The 14,378-nt window shown below is 74.4% G+C and carries 12 protein-coding genes; 8 read left to right on the top strand and 4 right to left on the bottom strand.

Going from position 1 to position 14,378, the window contains the following annotated elements:
* The first annotated feature begins 27 nt into the window (after positions 1–27).
* On the top strand, positions 28–468 hold the full coding sequence (locus tag AB0O82_RS01695) for a hypothetical protein (RefSeq protein WP_363579613.1): 441 nt from the start codon (positions 28–30) through the stop codon (positions 466–468).
* A gap of 137 nt (positions 469–605) precedes the next feature.
* The gene (locus AB0O82_RS01700; RefSeq protein WP_363579614.1) at positions 606–1,385 is read left to right on the top strand and encodes a VOC family protein; all 780 of its coding nucleotides are present in this window, start codon (positions 606–608) and stop codon (positions 1,383–1,385) included.
* A 100-nt stretch (positions 1,386–1,485) separates the two neighbouring features.
* Here AB0O82_RS01700 and AB0O82_RS01705 read toward each other — a convergent pair whose 3' ends face one another.
* Positions 1,486–3,234 carry a 2-isopropylmalate synthase gene (locus AB0O82_RS01705; RefSeq protein ID WP_363579615.1) on the bottom strand — a complete coding sequence of 583 codons (1,749 nt, stop codon included), beginning with the start codon at positions 3,232–3,234 and terminating at the stop codon, positions 1,486–1,488.
* A gap of 181 nt (positions 3,235–3,415) precedes the next feature.
* On the opposite strand from AB0O82_RS01705, the gene AB0O82_RS01710 reads away from it, so the two are divergent.
* The 6 genes from AB0O82_RS01710 to AB0O82_RS01735 all read left to right on the top strand — a co-directional run bounded on the left by AB0O82_RS01710 (position 3,416) and on the right by AB0O82_RS01735 (position 10,109).
* On the top strand, positions 3,416–4,108 hold the full coding sequence (locus AB0O82_RS01710) for an FCD domain-containing protein (protein ID WP_363579616.1): 693 nt from the start codon (positions 3,416–3,418) through the stop codon (positions 4,106–4,108).
* 269 nt (positions 4,109–4,377) lie between these two features.
* Positions 4,378–7,413, top strand: a complete 3,036-nt coding sequence (locus tag AB0O82_RS01715; protein WP_363579617.1) for a nitrate- and nitrite sensing domain-containing protein — start codon at positions 4,378–4,380, stop codon at positions 7,411–7,413.
* A complete protein-coding gene (locus AB0O82_RS01720) occupies positions 7,410–7,865 on the top strand; it encodes a roadblock/LC7 domain-containing protein (RefSeq protein ID WP_363579618.1) in 456 nt (151 codons plus the stop codon). Before AB0O82_RS01715 ends, AB0O82_RS01720 begins: the two co-directional genes overlap by 4 nt.
* Positions 7,866–7,975: 110 nt before the next feature.
* Entirely contained in the window at positions 7,976–8,341 is a 366-nt protein-coding gene (locus AB0O82_RS01725) for a DUF742 domain-containing protein (RefSeq protein ID WP_363579675.1), read from the top strand.
* 3 nt (positions 8,342–8,344) lie between these two features.
* Positions 8,345–8,947 carry an ATP/GTP-binding protein gene (locus AB0O82_RS01730; protein WP_363579619.1) on the top strand — a complete coding sequence of 201 codons (603 nt, stop codon included), beginning with the start codon at positions 8,345–8,347 and terminating at the stop codon, positions 8,945–8,947.
* A 28-nt stretch (positions 8,948–8,975) separates the two neighbouring features.
* Entirely contained in the window at positions 8,976–10,109 is a 1,134-nt protein-coding gene (locus AB0O82_RS01735; protein ID WP_363579620.1) for an FAD-dependent monooxygenase, read from the top strand.
* Between the two features lie 81 nt (positions 10,110–10,190).
* On the opposite strand, the gene AB0O82_RS01740 is transcribed toward AB0O82_RS01735, so the two are convergent.
* The 3 genes from AB0O82_RS01740 to AB0O82_RS01750 form a co-directional block, all read right to left on the bottom strand.
* Positions 10,191–10,952, bottom strand: coding sequence for a serine hydrolase (locus tag AB0O82_RS01740; RefSeq protein WP_363579621.1), 762 nt, complete (start codon positions 10,950–10,952; stop codon positions 10,191–10,193).
* A 73-nt stretch (positions 10,953–11,025) separates the two neighbouring features.
* Entirely contained in the window at positions 11,026–12,600 is a 1,575-nt protein-coding gene (locus tag AB0O82_RS01745; protein ID WP_363579622.1) for an alpha/beta hydrolase, read from the bottom strand.
* A 219-nt stretch (positions 12,601–12,819) separates the two neighbouring features.
* Positions 12,820–14,352, bottom strand: a complete 1,533-nt coding sequence (locus tag AB0O82_RS01750) for a hypothetical protein (RefSeq protein WP_363579623.1) — start codon at positions 14,350–14,352, stop codon at positions 12,820–12,822.
* Positions 14,353–14,378 lie beyond the last annotated feature (26 nt).

Consider the following 14,378-nt stretch of genomic DNA (forward strand, 5'->3'; position numbering starts at 1 on the left):
CCGCCTCACACCCAGGGTAGGGCGCTCATGGATCACTGGAACAGGCCCGGCCTCCACTGGCACTGCTACGCGTGGGCGGGCAGCAAGCGACCCGACGACGCCGAGCGGCGGTCGCCGGAACCGCAGAACGGCTCGCGGCCCGAATGGGGCAGCCCCATACCGCCGTTGGAGGTCATGCACTGGCTCGCCAAGTCGGCGGCGCAGATCAGGCTCACCACCAACGACCCCGCCGAGGCGCTCGACTGGCTGGGCAAGCAGCTCGCCGACTCCCCCGCTTCGGAGGCCGACCTCCCCGCGTTCACCCGGCTGGATCACGCCCTGGCGTTCCTCGACACGTTCCCGCACGACGTGGTGTGGACGTACTGGACACCCGGCCAGCAGCTCCGGTCGGTCGCCGCCGTGGCGTGCCCCCGGACGTTCGGCCCCACCTCCGAAACGCCCCCGCTCTGCCCGCTTCGACGGCGGTGACCGGCGCTGACCGGTGCTGACCGGCGCTGACCGGCTCGTCACCGGCCGCCCGGCGGGTCGTGACAGCGTGTCGAGTGGCGGCGCACGGTCCGCGACGAGAGGGTGACCGACGCAGGACCTCACCTGAAGGAGCGAGAATGCCCGAAGTCACCACTCCGTACCCGACCGGCACCCCGTGCTGGGTCGATCTGATGGCGCAGGACCAGCAGGCGGCACTGGATTTCTACCGCGACCTGTTGGGCTGGCAGGGGCAGGTCGGCCCGGCCGAGTTCGGCGGGTACGCGGTCTGCGAGCTGAACGGCAAGCCGTCGGCCGGGATCGGACCGGCGATGGCGCCGGAGGGGATGCCCACCCCGCCGACCGTGTGGACCAGCTACCTGTCCACCACCGACGCCCAGGCCACCCAGGACGCGATCGTCGGCGCGGGCGGCACCCTGCTCGTCCCGGCGATGGACGTCGGCGAGCTCGGCCGGATGCTGATCGCCGCCGACCCGCAGGGCGCGGTGTTCGGCGTCTGGCAGCCGGGCGAGTTCTTCGGCGCCCGGGTCGTCAACGAGAGTGGCGCGCTGATCTGGAACGAGCTGCACACCAGCGACCTGCCCGGCGCCACCGCCTTCTACGGCGAGGCGTTCGGCATCGAGATCGAGCCGGCGCAGGGCGCCGAGCAGTACTGGGAGCTGCGGGTCGGCGGCCGGGCGGTCGGCGGGGTCTCGCTGCTCGCCGACGACCCGTCCGGCACGCCCGCGCACTGGCTGACGTACTTCGCGGTGGACGACGTCGACTCCACCGTCGACGCCCTGGTCAAGCACGGCGGCACCGTCCTCGCCCCGCCGTTCGACATGGTGGCGGGCCGGATGTCGGTGGTGACCGACCCGCAGGGCGCGCCGTTCGCGGTGATCGCACCGAAACCGATGTAGGCGGCGCGGCCCACCGCGCACGGTGTCGCGGTGGGCCGTCTCCGTACAACTCCCGTCCGTACGGGTCACTCCGGCGCGACGGCCGACGGCGGCCCGTCCGTCACCCCCGCTGCGCGCGGCCGACGGCGCTGAGCACCGCCCGTACGCCCGCCGTGAGCACCGAGCCGTCCCGCCCGGCGCCCCACACCACCTGTCCCCCGACCCGGGCCTCGACGTAGGCGACGGCGTCGGTACCGGAGCCGGCACCAGCGCCCGCACCCGCACCCGCACCAGCGCCCGCACCCGCACCCGCCCCGACGGCGTGCTCGCTGAAGTGCAGGATGTCGACCCGCAGCGCGTCGGCCACCGCGTCGAGCGGCCCGGCGCCCTCGCCGCGCCGGCCGTCCACCTCCGCCCAGTCGTCGCCGGCCTGCCACGGCCAGTCCGGCGCCGCGTCCAGGTACTCCGCGCGGAAGAGCCCGTACAGTCCCTCCGCCGTCACCTCCCGCCCGCTGTCGTCGGTGGCCTCCTGCACGACCCGGGAGAACTCGATCTGGAGCCGCCTCGGCAGTTCCAGCCCGTGCCCGGTCTGGAGCAGGTAGGCGATGCCGCCCTTGCCGGACTGGCTGTTCACCCGGATGACCGCCTCGTAGTCGCGGCCGAGGTCGGCCGGGTCGATCGGCAGGTACGGCACCGACCAGGGCGCCTCGCGCGCCGGGACGCCGGACTCGGCCGCCACCTTGGCGTGGTGGGCGAAGCCCTTCTTGATGGCGTCCTGGTGGGTGCCGGAGAAGGCGGTGTGCACCAGGTCCCCCGCGTAGGGGTGGCGCTCGTGCACGGGCAGCCGGTTGCAGTGCTCGACGGTGCGGCGGATCTCGTCGAGGTCGGAGAAGTCGAGCATGGGGTCGACGCCCTGGGTGTGCAGGTTGAGCGCCAGCGTCACCAGGTCGACGTTGCCCGTCCGCTCGCCGTTGCCGAACAGGCACCCCTCCACCCGCTGCGCGCCGGCCAGCACGGCCAGTTCGGCGCAGGCGACGCCCGTCCCCCGGTCGTTGTGCGGGTGGACGGAGAGGATCACCGACTCGCGGCGCTCCAGGTGCCGGTGCAGGTACTCGATCTGGTCGGCGTAGACGTTGGGGGTGGCGATCTCGACGGTGGCGGGCAGGTTGTGGACGACGGGCCGGTCGGGGCCGGCGTCCCACAGTTCGGTGAGTCCGTTGCAGACCTCCAGGACGTAGTCCGGTTCGGTCAGGTTGAACACCTCGGGCGAGAACTGGAAGCGCACCCCGGGCCGGCCGTCGGCCCGCCGTGCCAGGTGGGTGGCGGCCTCGGTGATCAGGGCCCGCAGTTCGTGCCGGTCGCGCCCGAGGACGACCTCGCGCCAGAGCGGGGCGGTGGCGGTGTAGAGGTGGACGACGACGCGGGGCAGGCCTTCGACGGCCTCGAAGGTGCGGTCGATCAGGTCGGCGCGCGCCGCCGTGAAGACGACGACGGTGACGTCCTCGGGCACCGCGCCGGGCACGGTGGCCAGTTGCCGGACGAAGTCGAAGTCGGTGCGGCTGGCGGAGGGGTAGCCGACCTCGATCTCCTTGAAGCCCATGGCCAGGAGCAGGTCGAACATCCGCTGTTTGCGTGCCGGGTCCATGGGTTCGGCCAGTGCCTGGTTGCCGTCGCGCAGGTCGACGGGGACCCACAGCGGGGCGTGGTCGATCCGTCGGCCGGGCCAGCGCCGCATCAGCGCGGGGACGTGCACGCGCTCGTGGGCGGGCCGGTAGCGGTGGGAGGGCATGGCACCCGGGCGCTGCGGGTTCCAGGCGGGGGCGGTGACCGGGACGGGGCCGGCGGGGGTACGCAGGGTCGGGAATCGCATGATGAGTCCTTACGGAGGTACCGGTGGACCGGCAGGACGGCGCCCCGCAGCGGGGTGCCGGTCCGGTCACGCCCCGCTGCGGCCACCAAGAAGAAGGCCACCCAGAGGGAGACTCCACGGCTGCATGCCGGGTAGACTAACCACGAACCAAGTCCTCAGACAAGCTGACAGGTGAACGCGAATGCCCCCGCTCGGCCCCCTCCACCGCTCCCCCCTGGTCGACCAGGCCACCCGACGCCTGGAGGAGCAGATCACCGCCGGACACTGGCCGGTGGGCGGGAAGCTGCCGGGCGAGGTGACCCTGGCGAAGGAGCTGGGCGTCGGCCGCTCGACCGTCCGGGAGGCGCTGCGCGCGCTGGCCGGCGCCGGGATGGTGCAGAGCCGACAGGGGTCGGGCGTGTTCGTGACGGCGGACCGGCCCGCCCTGGACTGGCCGACCCGGCTGCGCCGGGCGGAGCTGGCGCACGTCTACGAGGTGCGCACCATGGTCGAGGTGCAGGCGGCCCGACTGGCGGCCGCGCGCCGCACGGAGACGGACCTCACCTCCGTGGACACGGCGCTGGCCACCCGGCTGGCGGCGGGCGGCGCGGACGACGCGGCCTTCGTGGACGCCGACATCGCGCTGCACACCGCCGTGGTGGCGGCCGCGCACAACCCGGTGCTGGACGACCTGTTCGCCCAGTTCGCGCCGGTCCTGAGGGAGCACCTGGTGGACCTGGTGGGGGTGCTGGGGCTGCGCAGCGGGGACCCGAACCACGGCTACGCGTCGCACGCGGACCTCGTCGGGGCGCTGCACCGGGGCGATCCCGAGGAGGCCGGGCGGGTGCTGGCGGCCGAGCTGGAGGCCACCCGGTCGCGCCTGCTGGCCGACTGAGCGGAGCGGGCGGAGCGGGCACCGGGGCCACCGACCGACCGGTCGGGCGAATATCCGGAGCGCGGACACACAGTTTTCACACGGCGGCCACCCGGCCGCCCGCTCCGATGGCCGACGCCTCGTCAACCCGCTCCGAACTGGGATGCTTCGAGCACGCACGATCAACCGTCAGATGACATTGTGTCCGGAGCGTGTGTGACCACGGCCCAGGCGGCGAACGCACTTTCACTCCAATCACACGGTATGACTAGTATCGCCTCGTCAAGCCCGTGCCCCGGACGGCCGCCCCGCTCAGGCCGGCCGCCATCCCCAAGGAGACTGCTCTGCGCGCGCGTGCGAATCGGCGGCCCCCGACGCCGAAGGCCCCCCGCAGGCGTCCGCGCCTGTCACTGCGGACGGCGCTGCTCGTCCTCGCCGTCGTCCCCAGCATCGCCCTGGCCGCCCTGTGGGCGGTCACCAGCGGCGAGACCGTCTTCGACTTCCAGCGCCAGGCCGCCCAGGGCCTGCTCGCCCAGAAGGCCGGCCAGCCGTCCAACATCGTCTACTACAGCCTCCAGGAAGAACGCCGGCTCAGCGCCGAGGCGCTCGCCCGGCCCGGCGGCAACACCGACCAGCTGCGCCGCCAGCGCCAGCAGACCGACGACGCGGTCCGCCAGTTCCAGGTCCTCTCCGGCGAGACCGCCGACAGCGCCCCCGAAGAGGTCCGAACCGCCGTCACCGAAGCCCGCCAGGCGATGGGCAAGCTCGCCGAGCAGCGCACCGCCGTCGACCACGGCTCGATCGACCAGCAGGCCCTCTACGCGTACTACACCGACCTGATCGCCGTCGACCTGCGGCTGTTCACCGCACTCAGCCGCGTCGACGCCGGCGAGGTCACCTGGGTCTCCAAGACCCTGGTGAACACCTTCTGGGCCAAGGAGATGCTCGCCCGCGAGGACGCCATCCTGGCCCGCGGCTGGCCCACCGGGCGACTCTCCGCCGCCGACTACCAGCAGGTGCAGCAGGCCGTCGGGGCGCAGGAGCACCTCTTCACCGTCCAGGTCCTCCCGTACATCCCGGACGGCGAGGCCGCCGCCTGGCACGACCTGATGAACAGCCCCGCCTGGCAGGCCAAGGCCGCCGTCGAGCAGTCGCTCACCAAGCCCACCGCCGCCGAGGCCAACGGCACCGTCAAGCTCCCCGCCGCCCAGGACCAGTGGCGCCAGGCCCTCGACCAGCTCAACCCGCAGCTGGTCAAGGCCATCGAGAACCGCACCAGCGCCATCGTCGACGTCGGCAAGGGCACCATCCTCTCCCTCCTCACCAAGGTCGTCCTGACCACCGTCGTCGGCCTGATCACCGTCGTCGCGGTGATCATCGCCTCCTGGCGGCTCAGCCGCTCGCTGCGCCGGCGCATCAAGGAACTCCAGACCCAGGCCGAGGAGATGGAGCGCACCCTCCCCGAGGTCGTCGAACGCCTCGGCCGCGGCGAGCAGGTCGACGTCGAGACCGACAGCCGCACCATCACCGCCGGCCCGCACGGCAACGGCACCGACGAGCTCGCCCGCCTCGGCCAGGCCCTCAACCTGGCCCGCGCCTCCGCCGTCGAGGCCGCCGTCAAGCAGGCCGAGCAGCACCGAGGCTTCGAGCGGCTGCTCCAGCGCATCGCCCGCCGCACCCAGCTGCTGATCGGCCGCCAGCTGCGCAAGCTCGACGAGCTGGAGCGCAAGCACGAGGACCCTGAGGTCCTGGAAGGCCTGTTCGACCTCGACCACCTCACCGCCCGCCTGCGCCGCTACGAGGAGAACCTCGTCATCATGGCCGGCGGCCAGCCGCAGCGGCGCTGGCGCAAGCCCGTCCCGCTGCTGGACGTGCTGCGCGCCGCGCAGGGCGAGGTGCAGGACTACCGCCGGATCATGATCGACGTCGAGGGCCACCCGTGGCTGTCCGAGCGGGCCGTCGGCCCGGTCGCGCACGTGCTCGCCGAGCTGATGGAGAACGCCACCACCTTCTCCAAGCCGCCCACCCCGGTCGAGGTCCGGGCCGCCATGGTCGGCCGCGGACTCGCCGTCGAGATCGAGGACCGCGGCCTCGGCATGGACCCCGAGCAGTACGACGCCGCCAACGAACTGATGAGCCGCCCGCCCCGCACCGACGTGCTCGCCCGGGCGGACGACGTCCGCCTCGGCTTCTACGTCATCGCCCGGCTGGCCGCGCACAACGGACTCAAGATCGAGTTCCGGCCGTCCGCCTTCGGCGGCACCCGGGTCGTCGTGCTCGTCCCCGACGAGCTCGTCATCGACGGCGACGCCGGACTCCCCGACGCCGCCCCCGTCGAACCGATCCCGCTCGTGCGGCGCTCCCGCAAGGCGCTGCTCACCGCCTCCAACGAGGCCCCGGAGCCGGAGCCGGCGGGGCCGCCGGTCGCGCCCGTGGACTCCTTCCCGCCGGGAGAGTCCTTCGCGCCGGCGGAGCCCCTCCCACCGGTGGAGGCCTTCGCCGCGGCCGAATCCTTCCCCCCGGTGGAGGCGTTCGGGCAGGTCCAGCACGTGGAGCAGCCCGGGTACGTCGCACCGCTCGGGTACGCGGAATCGCTCGGGTACGCGGAACCGCTCGGGCAGACCCAGCAGCTCCCGCACGACCCGCTGACCGCCCCCCTCCAGGCCTTCGGGCACGTCGAGTACGTCCAGCCCGAGGCCGCGCCCGCCGCCGAGCCCGCGCCGTTCCCCGCCCCGTACGCCGAGCAGCCGATCGAGCACAGCTCGCCGGCCCCCGACGCCCCGGTCGACCAGCTGCCCTCGCACGACGTGCCCGCCTACCCGGACATCGCCTACGCCCGGGTCACCGACGCCGAGGCCCCGTACGCCGACGAGCAGTACCGCCCGGCCGACCACTACCGGCTGGCCGAACGGCGCCGGCGCCGCGAGTACGCCTCCGCGGTGCCGCTCAGCCCCAGCGAGACCGAGCAGCCCCCGCTGCCCCAGCGCGTCCGGCAGGCCAGCCTGGCCGCCGAACTGCGCGTCCCGCCGGCGCCCCGCCCGCAGTGGGCCGAGCCCGCCGCCGAACCCGCCGCCCCGGCCACCGAGCCCGCCGGCGGCCCCTTCCAGCGCCCGGCGAAGCGTTCCGGTGCGACGATCGGCGCCTTCCAGCGCCAGTCCCGTGCCGCCCGCGCCCAGGACAGCGGCGAGCACCCGCTGCCCGGGGCCGTGACCCCACCGGCTCCCCCCACCGCCCCCGCCGGCTCCCCGACGCCCGCGCCCGGCCCCTCCCCCTGGGCCCTGCCGGCCGCGGACCCCCGAACCACACGAACGGATGACCAGTCATGAACCGAACGATCGCCACCCACCAGGACCTGGACTGGCTGCTGGACGGACTCGTCGACTCGGTGCCCGGGACCAGGAACGCCGTCCTGCTCTCCGACGACGGCCTGGTCGTCAGCCACTCCCGCACCATCGAACGGGCCGACGCCGAACGCCTCGCCGCCGTCGCCACCGGCCAGCAGAGCCTGGCCCGCGGCGTCGGCCAGCTCTTCGACGGCGGGGCCGTCCACCAGGTGATCGTCGAACTCGCCGAGTGCTGGCTGTTCATCATCGCCGCCGCCCGGGGCACCCACCTGGCCGTCGTCGCCTCCCAGGAGGTCGACGCCGAGGTCATGTCGGTCGCCATGCACACCCTGGTGCAGCAGGTCGGCCAGAAGATGACCACCCCGGTGCGTGCCGAGGCCGGCGCCGCCTCCCCCGCCGGCTTCGACGCCTTCGCCGCCCGGAACCGGAGCTGACACCGGTGGGCCCGTACGGGAACGGGAGCGGAAACGGGAGCGGGCAGCGCGGCGGGGTCCCGCACTGGAGCGAACTGCCGGACGAGGACGCCGAGGACGAGTCGGGCGCCATGGTGCGCCCGTACACCATCACCCGCGGCCGCACCGCGCCCGAGCGCGACGACCTCACCCTGATCACCGTGCTCACCACCGTCGAGGACGAGGCCACCCGGGCCCTGGCGCGGGGCAGCCGCGCCGGTGCCCGCGGCCTCCAGCCCGAGCACCGGATGATCCTCGACCACTGCCGGCGGCCCGCCGCCGTCGCCGAGGTGTCGGCCGGCCTGGACCTCCCGGTCTCGGTCACCAAGATCCTGCTGGGCGACCTGGTCGCCCAGGGCCTGCTGCGGGCCCGGGCACCGCTCTCGGTGGCCCGGGCCGCCGGAGGCGTGGACCTCGGCCTGCTCACGGCCGTTCGCGAAGGACTCCGGAGACTCTGAACCATGGCAACACCCCACCCCAGCAGTGCCGCTGACGCCGGCGTCGCCACCGCGCCGGCCGCCGTCAAGATCCTCATCGCGGGCGGCTTCGGCGTCGGCAAGACCACCCTCGTCGGCTCCGTCAGCGAGGTCGCCCCGCTGCGCACCGAGGAGTACCTGACCCGGGCCAGCGTCGGCGTGGACGACCTGTCCGGCGTCGACCAGAAGGACACCACCACCGTCGCCCTCGACTTCGGCCGGATCACCGTCAACCCGGACCTCGTCGTCTACCTGTTCGGCACCCCCGGGCAGGAACGCTTCTGGTTCATGTGGAACGACCTCGTCAACGGCGCCCTCGGCGGCATCGTCATCGCCGACACCCGCCGACTCGACACCAGCTTCGCCTCCATCGACTTCTTCGAGAGTCGGGGCATCCCCTTCGTCGTCGCCATCAACTGCTTCCACAGCCACAACACCCGCACCCCCGACGAGATCCGCGCCGCCCTCGACCTGGACCCGCAGGTACCGATGCTCCTCGGCGACGTCCGCGAACGCGCCTTCGGACGCGACCTGCTGCTCGCCCTGGTCGACCACCTGATGGACCTCTCCGCCGCCCCCGTCGGCTGAACCACCTCCCTTCCCCAGGAGCTACCCCATGACCTCACCCCTGCGCGTCCTCGTCCACGGCGGCGGCATCGGCGGGCTCACCCTCGCCACCGCCCTCGCCAAGCGCGGCCACCACGTCGACGTCGCCGAACTCCGCGACCAGCTGGAAGCCCTCGGCGTCGGCATCATCCAGCCCTCCAACGCCCTCCACGTGATGCGCGAGATAGGCGTCCTCGACGACTGCCTCGCCGCCGGCTTCGAGTGGGAGGTGCTCACCATCTGCGACCCGACCGGTGCCACCCTCGCCAAGATCCCGCAGCCCCGGATGGGCGACGCCCCCTCCAACAACGGCATCCCCCGCCCCGCCCTCGCCCAGGTACTCGCCACCGCCGCCACCCGGGCCGGCGCCACCCTGCGCTTCGGCACCACCATCGCCGACCTCGCCGAGGACGCCGACGGCGTCGACGCCACCCTCACCGACGGGCACCGCGGCCGCTACGACCTCGTCGTCGGCTTCGACGGCATCGGCTCCCCGCTGCGCAAGCGCCTCTACGGGGAGAAGTACGCGCCCGAGTACACCGGCTTCGCCAACTGGCGCGTCACCCTGCCGCGTTCACCCGAGGTCCAGGGCGTGGTGATGTCCACCGGCAACCTCAAGGCCAAGGCACTGCTCACCCCGATCACCGACGACCTCATGTACCTGGGCTCGGTGTTCGCCGAGGCCGAGGACTTCCGGCCCGACCCCGGGCACGCCCACGAGCAGCTCGCCGAGCGCCTGGCCGGCTTCGGCGGCCCGATCGCCGAGGCCCTCGCCCAGGTCACCGACCCGTCCGCCGTGGTCTACTCGCGGATCTCCCAGGTCAGCGTCGAGGAGCCCTGGCACGTCGGCCGGATCGCGCTCGCCGGCGACGCCGCCCACGCCTCCACCCCGCACCTCGCCCAGGGCGCCGCGATGGCCGTCGAGGACGCCCTCGTCCTCGCCCAGAGCCTGGACGCCGCCGAGGCCGTCCCCGCCGCGCTCGCCGCCTGGGAGGAGCGCCGCCGGCCCCGCGCCATGTGGGTCCAGTCGCTCTCCCGGGCCGTCCTCAAGCAGGAGACCGGCACGCCCACCACCCCAGAGGAGGACGAACTCCTCAAGGTCGGCATCCCCGGCGCCGCCCACGTCCTCGTCCAGCCGTACTGACCGCTGTCCCGCCTGCTGCGCGAAGCCGCGCAGCAGGCGGGCGGGCGGCCGGCCAGCTCTCGCGTCGGCTCGCGCGTCGGCTCACGCGCCGGCGAGCTCGTGCCGCCGCCGCCACACCGCCGCCGAGACCCGGGCCAGCAGCCGGGCCGCCGGGTCCGTGCGGTCCTCGCCCGAGGCCAGCGGGCCGGTGTAGCAGACCGCGATCAGGTAGGGCGGGCAGTCCTGCGGGTGGACCAGGCCCACGCTGTGCCGGGCGCCGGGCACCCAGCCGTTCTTGAAGGCGATCCGGGTGCCCGGCGGCAGGCCCGCCGCCAGGTCCACCCGGAACGCGTTGCGCTCCAGCAGCGCCAGCAACTCCGGCTCCCCGCCCAGGGAGTGCAGCAGCCGCACCAGGTCCCGCGCGCTCACCAGGTTGTGCACCCCGGCGTCGCGCGCCGCGTAGTCCTCGATCCCGCGCGGGCTCGCGCTGCGCGTCGCCCCGGCCCGCCGCCACGCCTCGGCCACCGCCGCCCGGTCGACCCGGGCCAGGCACAGGTTGGTGGCCAGGTTGGAGGAGTGCGTGATCATCCGTTCGGCGAGCAGCCGCAGCGGCACGTGCGTGCCCAGCAGCTCCCACGGCAGCGGATCGCTGTCCCAGTCGGGATCGTTGCCGAACTCCCCGCCCACCACGGACTCGAACCGGTTCACCACCGGCACCTCGGCATCGAGATCCGCCCCGCCACGGGCGAGCGCCGCCAACACCGCGACCTTCATCGTGCTCGCGGCATCGTGCAGTTCGTCCGGCGCCCGCACGAACACCGGCTCCGCCTCGCCCGCCCAGGGGGCCACCACCACAGAGAGCATGGCCGCAGCCTAGGGCAGCCTTCGGCTGGTCAGGAAGGGCTGCCCACGGCTGCTCGGCACTGTTGAGGGCTGCTCAGGACTGCTTGGCGCAGGTGCGGTCCCTGCCCGGCAGCCGGCCGGTGGCCAGGTAGGTGTTCACCGAGTCGTCGACGCAGGCGTTGCCGTAGACGCCGAAGCTGGTGTGCTGGAAAGCGCCTTCGAGGGTGACCAGCCGGGAGCTGGGCAGCATGCCGTGCAGGGCCACACTGCCCCGGTACGGGGTGCGCGGGTCGTTGCTGGCGGCCACGATCAGCGCCGCGGTGTCGCGCCGGACCCGGGTGGGCTCCTCGCGCGGCGCGTCCCAGAACGCGCACGGGGTGATGTTCTCGGTCATCGGGCTGAACAGCGGGTGGGCGGCCCGGCCGCGCTCGATGTCGCGCCAGTACTGCTCCGGGTCGCGCGGGGCGGCCACGTCCCCGCACAGGATGGCGGTCTGCACGCTGCCGGTGGCCGAACCCGCGCTGGTGAACGTCCCCCGCAGGAAGGCGGCGAAGCCGGGCGACACCCGGGTGGGCCGCCCGTCCGCGGCCCCGGCCAGCACGGACAGCTGCTCGGCGAGGCCCGCCCGCGCCGGATCGAGGTCGCTCGCGATCCCGGCGAACACCAGGGAGGGGACCTGGCTGCCGTCGAGCCGGAAGACGTCGGGGGCGGTACCGACGGTGAGCGGCTCCCGCTCGGCCGCCGCGACGACGCGGTCGATCGTGGCGCGCACCTGCGCGCGGGTGTCGCCGAGGCCGTAGTCGGCGTGGTGCGCGGCCGCCCAGTCGGCCCAGCCGTCGAGCGCCCGCTCGTGCTCGTTCTCGGTGCCCCGCATCAGCCGGGGGTTGTAGCCGCGCGGGTCGATCCCGCCGTCGAGGACCACCCGGTCGTAGCGGCCGGGGAACAGCTGGGTGTAGGCCGTGCCCAGGTAGGTGCCGTACGAGTAGCCCAGGTAGGAGATCTTCCGTTCGCCGAGCGCGGCCCGGACGACGTCCAGGTCGCGGGCCGTGTTCCGGGTCGTGACGTGCGGCAGCACCGAGCCGTTGGTGGCGCGGCACCGGTCGGCCACGCTCCTGGCCCACGCCGTCTGGCGGTCGAAGACCGCCCGGTCGGCGCCGGCCGAGGGCAGGACGGGGCCGGTGGACAGGCCGCAGTCCAGCGGAGTGCTGCGGCCGACGAAGCGCGGGTCCATGCCGATCACGTCGTAGCGGGCGCCGGCCTCCTTCATCGCCCCGCGCACCAGTACGGAGTTGGCGAGGCCCGGCCCGCCGGGGCCGCCGAAGTTGAGCAGGAGGGAGCCGATCCGGTGCCGGGTGTCGGTGGCCTTGAGCCGGGAGATCGCGACGGTGATCGTCCGCCCCCGGGGGGCGCTGTAGTCGAGCGGCACGGTCACGTCCGCGCAGCGCGCGCCCGCGCTCTCCAGGCCGCGGCCCACCTCGTCGTCGGGGCCCAGGACGCAGCTGCGCCAGTCGAGGCGCTGGTGGTGGTAGCGGTCGAGTCCGGCTCCGGCGCTCGCGGGGCCGCCGTCACGCTCGGCGGCGGCGGCCGTGGCGGCGGGCGCCGTGGCGAGGCAGGCGGTGAGGGCGAGGCCCGCGGCCGCGACGCGGCGCAGGGCCTTGGGGGTGGTCATGCGGTCTCCTGACGATGACGGGTGCGGATGCGGGTGCGGATGCGGGTGCGGATGCGCAGGAAGTCGGTCAGGCCGACTTCCTGCGCGTCAGCCTTCCAGCGCACCCGGCGCCGGATCATCGCCCTGGGACACGAACTGTCGGTACGTCAGGAGCAGTAGCCCCGCTGCCCGGCGTACCACCCGGGCAGTAACCGGACCTGAGCCCGGGGCGGTTCCGGGTCAGCCGCTCGGGCGCGGGGACGGCAGGGCCGCGGAGCCGGCCGCCAGGGGCCATTCGCGGTGGAACGGCGGCAGCGGGTACGTGCCCTCGATGACCGGGGTGCCGAAGACCTTGAGGTGGGCGAGCAGCGAGCCGTTCAGGTCGACGCCGCCGACCAGCGACCAACTGCCCTGGGCCTGCGGCGGGTTGCCGGAGGAGTCGGCGGTCAGCGAGCCGTCGGCCCGGGCCCGCAGGTAGGGGGCGACGGTGGTCTGGACGCCGACGGTGTCGTAGAGGCCGACGGAGACCTCGGCGCCGAGCGCGGCCCGCACCCCGGCCCTGCCGGTGAGGCGCACCCGGACCGGGGAGACCTTGGTGTCGGCGTCGGTGGTCGGGGTCCAGCCCTTGCCGCCGGTGTAGTCGGCGCGGACGGCCCAGGTGCCGGTGGCCTCCTGTTCGGCCTCCAGGTGGACCTGGCCGTCGGCGCCGACCTCCAGGTAGCAGGTGAGCTTCAGGTTGACCACGACGGGCAGTCCGGCGACGGTGAGCACCGGGCTGGCCTGCAACGTGGCGAAGGGCAGCCGGACGGGCGCGGCGCCGGTGCTGCGCGCGACGTCGCCGGTGACCTTCCACTGGGCGTGGGCGCCGAGGTCGAAGCCGATGGAGGCCGTGCGCGGGCTGCCGGCGGCGGCGCCGTGGTAGGCGAAGTGGACGGCGGGGTGCAGCTGGAGGGAGCCGGAGGCGTCCACGCTCGCGCCGTCGGGCAGCGGGACGGGGGCCTTGACGTCGACCTCCAGGGTGCCGGAGGCGTCGGCCTTCACACCGCCGCCGTCCGCACCGACGACGGCCTTGAGGTCCTTGACCAGCGGGGTGACGGTGATGCCGTGCGGGTCGACGGGCACCTGGCCGTCGGCCTCGGTGCCGCCGAGGAGTTCGGCGAGGGTGGCGGGGCGAGTGGTCAGGTTGAGGCTGGCGCCCGCGCCGGGGCGGACGCCGGTGACGGCGACCAGCGCGCCCTGGGGCGCGGCGGCGGTGGGCGGGCTGGCGATGAGCTGCCCGGGTTGAACGGCGGGGGCGGGCGCGGGGGGCGGCGTCGCGCCGGCGGTCGCGGTGGGCCCGGCGGCCGGCGGCGCCGAGAGGACGGCCGTGCCGCCCGCCGGGTCGTACGCGGTGAGCTGGAGGTTCTGCCCGGCGGGGGTGGCCGCGCCGCCGTCCTTGGCGGGGGCGGCCACGGCGGCCTGCCGGTCGCCGGCCGGGGCGGCGGTGACCGGCGTACCGGCGGCACCTGCCGTACCGGTCGGCCGTGCGGTGGCAGCGGCGGTGGTCGGGGCGGCGGCGGCCCGGGCGCGGGGGGTGCCGGCGGCCTGGGCTGTCGGGGCCTGACTGCCGGCGGCGGACGCGGTCGTGGTCGTGCCGGTGGTGACGGCCGCTTCGGTGGTGCCGGCGGCGGCCTGCGGAGTGCCGGAGGTGGTCGGCCCGCAGGCGGCGACCCCGGCGAGGGCGAGGGTGAGGAGGGCGGGGCCGACGGCCCTGCCTATGGAGCTTTTGAACACGCGGCGTCATGTTACTGACGGGGAAT

This window comes from Kitasatospora sp. NPDC088264 (genome assembly GCF_040685715.1).
Classification (GTDB): Bacteria; Actinomycetota; Actinomycetes; order Streptomycetales; family Streptomycetaceae; genus Kitasatospora.

Bases quoted from the DNA above. Each gene is read 5' to 3' on its own strand.
- AB0O82_RS01695 (WP_363579613.1), top strand. From the start codon at position 28: ATGGATCACTGGAACAGGCCCGGCCTCCACTGGCACTGCTACGCGTGG.
- AB0O82_RS01700 (WP_363579614.1), top strand. From the start codon at position 606: ATGCCCGAAGTCACCACTCCGTACCCGACCGGCACCCCGTGCTGGGTC.
- AB0O82_RS01705 (WP_363579615.1), bottom strand. From the start codon at position 3,234: ATGCGATTCCCGACCCTGCGTACCCCCGCCGGCCCCGTCCCGGTCACC.
- AB0O82_RS01710 (WP_363579616.1), top strand. From the start codon at position 3,416: ATGCCCCCGCTCGGCCCCCTCCACCGCTCCCCCCTGGTCGACCAGGCC.
- AB0O82_RS01720 (WP_363579618.1), top strand. From the start codon at position 7,410: ATGAACCGAACGATCGCCACCCACCAGGACCTGGACTGGCTGCTGGAC.
- AB0O82_RS01725 (WP_363579675.1), top strand. From the start codon at position 7,976: ATGGTGCGCCCGTACACCATCACCCGCGGCCGCACCGCGCCCGAGCGC.
- AB0O82_RS01730 (WP_363579619.1), top strand. From the start codon at position 8,345: ATGGCAACACCCCACCCCAGCAGTGCCGCTGACGCCGGCGTCGCCACC.
- AB0O82_RS01735 (WP_363579620.1), top strand. From the start codon at position 8,976: ATGACCTCACCCCTGCGCGTCCTCGTCCACGGCGGCGGCATCGGCGGG.
- AB0O82_RS01740 (WP_363579621.1), bottom strand. From the start codon at position 10,952: ATGCTCTCTGTGGTGGTGGCCCCCTGGGCGGGCGAGGCGGAGCCGGTG.
- AB0O82_RS01745 (WP_363579622.1), bottom strand. From the start codon at position 12,600: ATGACCACCCCCAAGGCCCTGCGCCGCGTCGCGGCCGCGGGCCTCGCC.